Raw genomic sequence first — 9,534 nt, 5'->3', positions numbered from 1 at the left:
TCTGTTCTCGCCAGTTGAATGCAGAAACTACTTCACAGCAGCAGGGTATGGACTCACTTGAACGTCCGATGCTCTAGTTCGTACCGACCGGCTCGGTGACATAATCGTCGGCGCCGAGTTCGAGGCCCGAGACGATACCAGCCTCGTCGGTGCGGCAGGAGAGGATGAACATCGGAATATCGAAGCCCTCTGTGGCGCCATTTTCGGTTTGTGGGCTTGAACGTGCGTTCTGGGACCGCCGATCAGTTGACGATCGCCGCCTCCGTTGCGTTGCGCAGTTCGCTTTCGGTTACGCCATTGGCGACCTCCACCAGCCTCAGGCCTCCTTCAACGACATCTAAAACGCCAAGGTTCGTGATGATTCTGTTGACAACCGATTTTCCGGTCAGCGGCAGAGTGCACGCCTTCAACACTTTGGACTTCCCCGGCTTGTTGGTGTGGTCCATGACCACGACGACGCGCTTGACGCCGGCGACCAGATCCATTGCTCCACCCATGCCCTTCACCAGCTTTCCGGGGATCATCCAATTCGCTAAGTCACCGTTTTCGGCTACTTCCATGGCGCCGAGGATAGCCATGGCGATCTTGCCGCCGCGGATCATTGCAAAGCTCTGCGCCGAGTCGAAGAAGGCGGAATCTGGCAATGCGGTCACCGTTTGTTTGCCGGCATTGATAAGATCGGCGTCGATCTCCTCCTCGGTCGGGAATGGACCAATACCAAGCAGGCCGTTCTCCGACTGCAGCGTTACATGGATGCCGTCCGGAATGTAATTGGCGACCAACGTGGGAATGCCGATGCCGAGATTGACGTAAGTGCCGTCTTCAAGTTCTCGTGCAGCCCGCGCCGCCATTTGGTTTCTGTCCCAGGCCATTTTTTCTCTCCCCTCAAGCCGCCGCACGCGTCGTGCGTTGTTCGATCCGTTTCTCATGCTCGCCCTGAACCAGGCGATGCACGTAGATCCCCGGCAGGTGGATCTGATGGGGATCGAGGCCGCCAACAGGAACGATCTCCTCGACCTCCGCGACGCAGATGTTGCCGCAGGTCGCCGCCGGAGGATTGAAGTTGCGAGTTGTCTTGCGGAATACGAGATTGCCGGACGTGTCAGCCTTCCAGGCCTTGACTATCGAGAGATCCGCGACGATGCCGGTCTCGAGCACATACGTTTCGCCTTTGAAGGTCTTATGCTCCTTGCCGTTGGCTACAACCGTGCCGACACCTGTCTTCGTGTAGAACCCTGCGATACCGGCACCACCGGCACGCATTCGTTCGGCGAGCGTTCCCTGCGGGTTGAACTCAAGCTCCAGCTCTTCGCTCAGATACTGGCGCATAAGCTCGGCGTTCTCGCCTACATAAGACGAGATCATCTTCTTGACTTGCCTCCTCCTCAACAGGACACCAAGCCCGAAGTCGTCGACGCCGCAGTTGTTCGAGGCTATCGTAAGGTCCTTGGTACCAGCTTGCATAACAGCGCTGATCAAAAGCTCGGGAATACCACAGAGGCCAAAGCCGCCAGCCGCTATGCACATTCCATCGAACAAAAGCCCTTCAAGTGCCGAAGCAGGGCTGCTAAATACTTTTTGCACGTCATCACTCCGATCCAGCTTTACCAGGTGGGCTCATCGTCATCGCAAGAGTCGTCGCACGGCCAACCCGTCCGCGAACGGCACATGGAAAAGTTTCCGCAACGGCTTGATGCTGCTTCGTGAGAGCCACTTTCTTTGTTGCCCGACCTACATGCTGGTCGTTTTCTGATCACCTTGACTTCGGGTTTCACGCCGCCTGCGGCTCCGCCAGATAGTCGTGAACAACTGTCCCGAGGCCGAGTGTCAGATCCGCGATGAAATGGGCGGCTGAAACGACCTCCAGAACCGGCAGTTCTGCAATCGGCGCGAGTGCATGCGACCGTAAGTCCAAGCCTGCGGGAGCACCCCATGCGCCCTTCAATGTCACGTCCTCCATCTTAAGGCGTACCAACTCGCAGACGCGCAGGCTGCCATCGACATGCGGAATAATCTTCAGGAGGAATGTCGGCTGACACAGCGAGGCCAGCACCTCGCTGTGGTCGAGCGCCCAATGTTTAAAGCCCATGGTGCCTGTTGCGATCCGGACCGGGCCGTAGTCGAGGGTGCCGACCAGTGTGTCTCCATAGACCTCTAACGCAGGATGTGCATATTTCTTCGGGAACCCCCACAACTCACGGCCACCCAAAATTGCCGGTCCGTCGTCCAAATACATGGCATGCGAATAGCCGCCGATCACGTCGTTAAACCTAACGGGAATGACCTGGCCGGACTCAATATAGCTCCCGAAACCCGCAGAGTCGGGCATTCGAATGAACTCAAACTTTACCAAGGGATCATCGAATTCGAGTGGCTGAGGGACTCGGGCGCGTAGCCGGTCGGGGTCCGTCCGGTAGGTGATGATAAGGTACTCGCGATCCACGAAGCGATATGGCCCCGTCGGGTAGGCGGGGCTTGTCAGCGGCATCGAATAGGCTTGGGCACGCACATCTTTGGATTTCAAGGCTTCTACCTCCCCGGTGAGCGCTGCATCCCGGATAAGGACGCTTCACTGCTAAGAACCTCGCAAGGAGAATGCCAAGCCGGTAATACCTTGATTGATTGATATCTTTTCAGGTTTGCTACAACGGCCGCTCAGCTATTAGGTCTTGATATATCCGTTTTTGTAAGCATCCTGCCATTGCGCCATCGGCGACACAGGCATCGCCTAGGGCTTGTGTAAATGCGCGAGTTTACCGTACCGAGGCTTCGAAATAAGCACCGACCGGCTCGGGCACCTCTGGGCACCATTCCTGTCCCCCTGCAGATTTATCCCGTTCCACGGGGCGCATCAATGCCAGTTGAGCGAATTACAACGGTTCGACGCAAACAAGCATTCACTGCGGATTCACCAGCTAGGGAGTCGCTGATCACCCCCAGCCCACTGCAGGTAGAGCAAGTCGGGTGAAATGAAACGAAACGGCGCCCGATGTCGATCAGGGATGGGGGACGGAACGCACCACCTGCCGGGCCGGCTTGTCCTGCCGCTCACCCTGATACGAGACCTGACGCAGGAGATTGTCTTCCGTCCAGGTGAGATAGGCAACCTCGACCACCATTTCAGGCCTGACCCAATGTACGCGCGACAGCTCAAGCGGCGAGCCGAACCGGCTCTCGCGCGGCGGCGGAACGTCGAGGGGCATTCGAGCTGTCTGAAGTGGCCCAAGCCGGCGAGCCAATCGCTTGAGCTCTGCAACCGTGATGCCCGTGCCGGCGCGGCCCGCGTACAGCAGACGACCATCATCGGTGTAGTAGCCGAGAAGCAGCGAGCCGATATGCGGCCGGCTTCCAGTCGGATCGGTCCAACCGACGACGATGAATTCCTCTCTGTTGAGACACTTTGACTTGACCCACAGGCCGCGATTGCCGGATGCATAGGCGCTGTCGATGCGCTTTGAGATGGCGCCCTCGAGTGCAAGCCGGCAGGCGTGCTTGCGGAACGCAGGCCCGTCGCCGATCACGTGATCGCTGAAGCGCAGGCCAGGCATGTCGGTCGAAAACAGGCCTGCCAGTCGCGCCTTGCGATCGACGAGCGGAAGCTTCGCAATGCTCTCTCCGTTCAGGAACAGAAGATCGAAAGCAAAGAAGACAAGATCGCCCGTGCGGCCCTCGTCCATAGCGGCCTGCAGGCGGCTGAAGGAGGTGACGCCGTCTGCCCGAACGGCGCACAGCTCCCCGTCGACATATGCCTCTTTCACCGGGAGCGCGCGGAGGGCCGCTATCGTCGCTTGATAGCGATGCGACCAATCGAGGCCGGTGCGGGTGAGCAAGCGGATGTCGCTGCCGTCGATCCGCGCGTGCATGCGGTATCCGTCGTACTTGATCTCATGAAGCCAATCGGGGCTGTCGGGCGCTTCGTCGACCAGGCGCGTCAGCTGAGGCTCGATCCATTTCGGCGGATGCGTTTTATTCGGCTTTGTGGGATTCATCGTCTTCCGCGCCAATTCAGATGAAGCGTCGTCATGCGGGCCAGACTACCACATGATGACGATATATCAGCTGCAGCTTCTATCGGATCGCGGGTCTTCACATTGATGCTGTCGATATGCTCGTAGGGATCTTATCCCGAGCCGGCAACTATGCAGATTAAGCTGCCTGAACCACGGGACTTTTGATAAGAACGGCCGCGCTCGCTCGGCATAGTATTCTGCCCTCCTTGCAACAAGGCAAAGGAGAGCAAAATGACCAATACCATTAACCTCTAGAGCCGCCAGCTCTTGCAACGATTTGGTGGGTGGATCTTTCGAGACAATGTCGATGCTTATACCCAGGAAACGCCCTCGCACGTGCGATATGAAATTTGTGCATTGCAATATCTGCGGCGATCGATATGATCATGTTGTCGGCCATCTACTCCTCCCAGATGCGATGCCGTCGTTGAATGCGGTGCACCTCCTCCCGCGCTGCATTTCAAATCGAGCCCACTGCCACCTCCTCCCGGCAGTGGGCTTTTTCTTTGTATGAGCGGCAATTTGGCCCTTGGCCAACGTATTGGCTTCTAGGCGAGGCGAATGCTCCGGACTTCCAAGCCTTTCTTGCCTGCCCGCATTCGACAAAAACCTTCTGTCCCTCCACCAGCACGCTGAGCCCTGAGCGGGTCAGCGCGGTGGCATGAACGAAGACATCCTTCTCACCGTTATCGGGTGCAATGAAGCCGAAGCCTTTTTCGGGGATTGTACCATTTGACCGTGCCCTGGCTCTTCAGCTGCGCACCACCCTTCCCGGCGATGGACCCCTCGGCAAGTCGGAACGCCGGGCGCGTCGCGGCCGTTTTTACCCCAGGATCGGGAAGGTGAGACGTGGATAGAGAGACCTCCAATGCCGAAAAGGCTGAGCAGCTCGAGCAATTTGATGGCGCGTCTGCGAAGCAGTGCGAACTTGCAACAGGAGAAGAAGCCGACACACCGCCAGCTGCCGCGGTAGCTGCGGCATTGATCAGCGCTATGGAAACCACTCGAAATGGGGACATGCTCCATATCGCGAGTTCCGAACGCAGTGCCGCTGACATCACACAGGCATTGCGCCACTTCCTCCCAGCAGCTGACATCCTGTGTTTGCCGTCGTGGGATTGCCTGCCATTCGACAGGGTGTGGCCCACTCGCGCCACTATGGGACGGCGGGTCAGCGTACTTCATGCTGTTGCGGCCGCTACGAAAGGACCCCGCATCACGGTTACTTCGGTCGAATCTGCCCTGCAGAGGGTACCGCCCCCTCGGTAATCGGCCAGGGTTTCGCCACCCTGCAGATTGGGCAAAAGGTGAACCCGAGGGCGCTCGGGTATTGACTGAGAGAACTGGATATGTTGCCGATGATCGAGTCGATGAACCAGGCGAGCTAGCCATCCGCGGCGATCTTATCGACGTTTTTCCTGCTGACCGTGACTGCCCTATTCGTGCTGTATTGGGGGTTGGCGGCGCCATCTCCGAACTTAAGGCATATGACCCAATCACTCAACGAAGCGAGCGATCGCTGCACAGAGTCGTAATTGGCCCGGCCTCCGAGCTCATGTTGGAAGCTGGCAACGAGTTCGACCCTGCAGCGATGCGAACGATCCCGATGGAGGAACGTCTAGAGCAAGGCTAAGGGGCGCATTTGAACATGCGCGCTGTGGCCACGTTCGAGAGCTGCATAGGGTGGCCCTGGTAGTGCTGGTGGACGGCTTGGCTGAAGGAGGCGCGATCTACGAGGAGGCGCCGCGGCTGGCTAGAGCGGTCCAGCTCCCCAGGTGTGGCTGGGTTTCATCGTCCTGTTCCGGCCGTCTCATTGCGGGCATCGAGCACGCTCCTGGTTGATTTCTCGGTCCTCCACGACGCCCTGCCGACGTCTCACTTACGAGATCAAAGCAATTTGCGTGCCGGATTTGCGCTCCGTTTCGTTCCACCGCTTGCTCGCCAGCCGGTGCCTGGCTGTAACGGCCAGCGGGTGGGGCTCCGACACTCTTGTTCAGTTTCGGACACAAAAAAGTCGCTATAGGCATGCTCGGGAAGACCGGATGGAATATCGAGCATGTAATCGTCGCACCCGAGCCGAATTTCATCCTCACCGGCTCCCGACCAGGGCGCTTGCTGAAAAGAGCGCTTGCTGCGCCAGCCATGAGTTCGCGGTAACCGCCGCAACCTTTTTCTGATATCGACCTGCGGGTTCACGGAAGAAGCCGATCCCGCGCGTCGCGCGATCGAGCGACTGCCGATCATCTGCGGGGAGGGCATTCCCTCACGACCTGATCTTTGAATCGGACATTTCGGTCGAACGAGTGCAGGAGCTACTCCATGACGGCGTTTAGAAGCCGGGGTCGCTACGCTGTCGCTGAAGATCGACCACGTTGCGAAAGAGCGGCAGTTTCGCCAGATCGAACTCGTCGAAGGTCGGGCCGTCGCGCTTGCTCACCGCGCGACGCACCGGTCCGATATTCTCCTCCAGCACGAAGATGCCGGTCGCCTCGCCAGGGAGTTCAGCACCACTGCACTGATGCGACTGCAGTTAAAATGAAGAATCCGAGCTACGCCATTCTCGCAATAAACTGCTAAACCTGACTGAACGACTGCGTTCTCACTATTAACTGCCAAGCGACACTTCGTGGATTTCGCGCCGGAAGGCTTCCGAGCCGAGATAGCGGTGAGAAAAATGGTCTTGATTGCCTTGCCGAGTTGGGCCAGCGCCCTGTAGCTTGGGCGCTGCACGCTCGCCCGCGCAAAGCGGCGCAGGATCGATTCCGCATCGGCCGTGCGGTGCTGCAGGGCCGCCGCATATTTGATCAACTCGTCATACTGCTGCTCGATGAGGTTCCAGTCGATCGCCCGTGTCAAGATCGGCAGAAGGCTCGCGCGCCATTTCGGTGTCGGGCACCCCGCACTTCATCGGCAAGAGAACGGGCGACGGTTCTGGCCACGGTCGCCAACCATCTGGTGGCGCACCGCGACGGTCCGGCTCTTATGCCAGGGCGAACTGGGGAGCACATGCGCCCCCTGCCATGACGCACGCATCCAGAAGGAAGAGGTGAGAGGTTACGCGAAAGGGTGTGATGGAGTGGGAGGCGCATCGCGTTCGACCATCCGTGGATTCGGCAGCCTTGATTAAGGTCTGCGACGTCTGACCAAGGCCATCCATGGCGGAGTGCTCTCGCTGAGGTTAAAGGCAGCCTCTTCGGCTTCGTACCGGGTCAGCCCGGTGAGCGGCCGACCGTATCTCTCGGCGGGAAGCCCTGTCAGGCTATCGATCACAGACCACAGCCCTGGTTCCGACGGCAGAATCTTGTAGCGCCTCATCGAGCCCTAGCTTGCTAGAAGCACAGAGAACTCCCGCTTTACCGCAAAGTTCCGCAGTGCAGCATCAAAATGTTGCGACGCACTATGAGGGATGCAGTTCATATGACGGGCGGGGTCCTTTTGGCGCGCTGCCCGGCTGCCGGGTGCTGGTCGCCGGCCCGGCCGGCCTTGATAGGTTCTGGGCTACGCGCGAGTCGCTCATCCATCCGGCAGCCAAGGACAAGGTAGTCGCTGCCTCTGGCGACGAGACAATCCGGACTTCCGTCTACGATATCGTCCGTCAGAAGGCCTGGCCCGCTGGCTATACCGGCCGACTGCTCAAAAACGGCTTCATCGACAAGTGGCACGGGCGGGAAGAAGAGCTGCGCACGCTGCATTCCGAAGAATTGTCGAAGGTCGAGGCGGCATGGGCCTCTGGCGACTATGACACGGCCAACGTGACTGTCGGTGAGGCGGTGGGCCTCATCAACGATCTGCCGTCGGCGAAGGACATCGTCCGCCGAACGGTGCGCGAGGCACGTGCCGGCTGTCGCTCGGCGAAGAACTCTTCAAGCAATGGGGTTGGAGAATTCCGTTCCTGCTATCATCGGTTTTGATCGTGCTGTCTCTTTATCTGCGCCTCAAGCTGAGCAATCCCCGGTCTTCGAGGAGCTTCGCAAAGGCGGGAAGCCCGCAAAGAGCCCAATCCGTCAGAGTTTCGCCACCGGTCATGGCGTGCGTGATGCAGCCTTTGCACTGTTCGGGGGCGACCGCCGGCCTAGGGTGCGTTTGGTATATTCGCACCGGCGACGTCCCAAGAAATGTCTCGGCCATGCTGGCTGGCGTGCTGGCCGATGCGACCAACCTCGGTCCGAAGCGAATGGCGAGCGCGTCCAAGGGCATCAGCGCGCACCAGATCGGCTGGATGCGCACCTTCCACGCGCGGTCCGAGACTTATCGCGCGGCGCAAGCATGTATCACCGATGCACACAACCGACATCCGCATTCTCGACTGTGGGGCAACGGAGCCGCGGTCGTGACCGGTCTCTCAGCGCGAGCAAGCGAACGCGTCATTGAAGCGCAGATCGAGTCGAGAGCTCATTTGATGAGCGATGAGTGGAAAGCATTCATGGCCATTGGTGAGAGCTTTGCCAAGCACGAGCCCGTGAAGCATTCCAGTGGTGAGTATGTTCGCGATGCCGTCCACGTCAATTCGGTAGAGGGCTTCAACTCCCGCGTCCGCCGTACCATCGCCGGCGTCTTTCATCATATCAGCCCGCAGCATGCCGACCTGTATTTCCACGAGGTTGGCTTCCGATGGTCACAGCGCGTGGTATCCGGGAGCGCCGTTCGGAAAACCCGGCATGGTCTAGAAGTCTTGAGGACCATCTGGTCGCGTGTGCCGCCGGCGCTGCAGCTACTGAGAGTTTTTCGCGTCGCCACGGGGCGCTAGATCTAGAAGTCCCTCGGCCGTGGTAAAGGGCATCCAGATCTGCCCGTCGCGTGTTCGCCCCGCCGCCTTGCCCCAGTTGATGCGCAGCGAGCCATTCGCGTCGGGATACATCGGCCGGCCGATTGCCTGGCGGTAGGCACGCTGGCCGTGCATATAGATGGCGCGAGCCGCCTGGCTGCGTCCAGCGCGGTCCTTCGCAGCGTGCTTCGCAGCTATGTCGCCGGGATAGAGCGCGACCGCCAGCTTGATGAAAGGATCGTCCGACGCCTCGAAGGCAGCAGCGGGCTTGTCGGGCCAGCCGAGCCGCGTTGCCGTGTCTGCGAGTTGGTGTCTGCATAAAGTCGGTCAAGGCCAATTTGGTCCAAAGCGCTTTCGAAAGCAGTATCGCGGTCCTTTGCATCCAGCCGGCGATATTCGTCGAGTGCGGCCTCGAACAGCTTTCGATCGATGTCTGGCAAATAGCCGCGCTCGATCTGCGTCAGCTGATCCGAGATTTCTTTACGGTCACGATCCTGAAAGCCGCTTTCACGGTCTTCATCGGCCTTCTCGTGCTCCTTTGTCCAGCGATAGAGAGTGCGTGCCGATGACAGTAGTTGCGCGCGATTGAGCAACGCCTGGCGCAGCCTCGCCAGCAAAGCCCGGCTATTTTCGCCCACCATCCCGTCCAGTTCGCGGTTTGCTGCGTCAAAAGCGCGTCTGCCGCACGGGATACTCGGCGACCCAGGCGCGAAAAGCTTTCTCCTCGATGGCCTTGCGCGCGTCGAGGCCGATCGCGTC

General features: G+C 59.3%; 8 protein-coding genes and 4 pseudogenes. 3 read left to right on the top strand and 9 right to left on the bottom strand.

Features of this window, described 5'->3' with window-relative positions; translation table 11 throughout:
- Window positions 1–76 precede the first annotated feature (76 nt).
- The 6 genes and pseudogenes from AC0L25_RS27140 to AC0L25_RS27115 form a co-directional block, all read right to left on the bottom strand.
- Window positions 77–190: pseudogene (locus AC0L25_RS27140) on the bottom strand (DNA-binding response regulator); the annotation flags it as partial.
- A 52-nt stretch (window positions 191–242) separates the two neighbouring features.
- On the bottom strand, window positions 243–872 hold the full coding sequence (locus AC0L25_RS27135; protein WP_473495426.1) for a 3-oxoacid CoA-transferase subunit B: 630 nt from the start codon (window positions 870–872) through the stop codon (window positions 243–245).
- Between the two features lie 13 nt (window positions 873–885).
- A complete protein-coding gene (locus tag AC0L25_RS27130; protein ID WP_473598318.1) occupies window positions 886–1,584 on the bottom strand; it encodes a CoA transferase subunit A in 699 nt (232 codons plus the stop codon).
- Window positions 1,585–1,771: 187 nt separating this feature from the next.
- Complete coding sequence (locus AC0L25_RS27125) at window positions 1,772–2,524, bottom strand: acetoacetate decarboxylase (RefSeq protein WP_473495428.1); 753 nt, start codon at window positions 2,522–2,524, stop codon at window positions 1,772–1,774.
- Window positions 2,525–2,996: 472 nt separating this feature from the next.
- Window positions 2,997–3,989, bottom strand: coding sequence for a non-homologous end-joining DNA ligase (gene ligD, locus AC0L25_RS27120; RefSeq protein WP_473598317.1), 993 nt, complete (start codon window positions 3,987–3,989; stop codon window positions 2,997–2,999).
- Between the two features lie 481 nt (window positions 3,990–4,470).
- Window positions 4,471–4,710: a cold-shock protein gene (locus AC0L25_RS27115; protein WP_473598321.1), complete on the bottom strand. Its 240-nt coding sequence runs from the start codon at window positions 4,708–4,710 to the stop codon at window positions 4,471–4,473.
- A gap of 309 nt (window positions 4,711–5,019) precedes the next feature.
- Here AC0L25_RS27115 and AC0L25_RS27110 point away from each other — a divergent pair, with 309 nt between their 5' ends.
- On the top strand, window positions 5,020–5,643 hold the full coding sequence (locus tag AC0L25_RS27110; protein WP_473598316.1) for a hypothetical protein: 624 nt from the start codon (window positions 5,020–5,022) through the stop codon (window positions 5,641–5,643).
- Window positions 5,644–6,393: 750 nt separating this feature from the next.
- Here AC0L25_RS27110 and AC0L25_RS27105 read toward each other — a convergent pair.
- Both AC0L25_RS27105 and AC0L25_RS27100 read right to left on the bottom strand, forming a co-directional pair.
- Window positions 6,394–6,516, bottom strand: a pseudogene (locus AC0L25_RS27105) (phenazine biosynthesis protein PhzF); the annotation flags it as partial.
- 120 nt (window positions 6,517–6,636) lie between these two features.
- Window positions 6,637–6,878: pseudogene (locus AC0L25_RS27100) on the bottom strand (Tn3 family transposase); the annotation flags it as partial.
- A 503-nt stretch (window positions 6,879–7,381) separates the two neighbouring features.
- On the opposite strand from AC0L25_RS27100, the gene AC0L25_RS27095 reads away from it, so the two are divergent.
- Together AC0L25_RS27095 and AC0L25_RS27090 are read left to right on the top strand one after the other, a co-directional pair.
- On the top strand, window positions 7,382–7,921 hold the full coding sequence (locus AC0L25_RS27095) for a nitronate monooxygenase family protein (RefSeq protein ID WP_473598315.1): 540 nt from the start codon (window positions 7,382–7,384) through the stop codon (window positions 7,919–7,921).
- Between the two features lie 113 nt (window positions 7,922–8,034).
- Entirely contained in the window at window positions 8,035–8,757 is a 723-nt protein-coding gene (locus tag AC0L25_RS27090; RefSeq protein ID WP_473598320.1) for an IS1595 family transposase, read from the top strand.
- Here AC0L25_RS27090 and AC0L25_RS27085 read toward each other — a convergent pair.
- Window positions 8,722–9,416: pseudogene (locus tag AC0L25_RS27085) on the bottom strand (S46 family peptidase). The gene AC0L25_RS27090 and the pseudogene AC0L25_RS27085 overlap by 36 nt on opposite strands.
- Window positions 9,417–9,534: the final 118 nt, after the last annotated feature.

The sequence above is a fragment of the Mesorhizobium sp. WSM4813 genome (assembly GCF_055811555.1).
The sequence above is the reverse complement of the archived record's forward strand: the minus strand, read 5'-3'. Positions and strand labels throughout refer to the sequence as shown.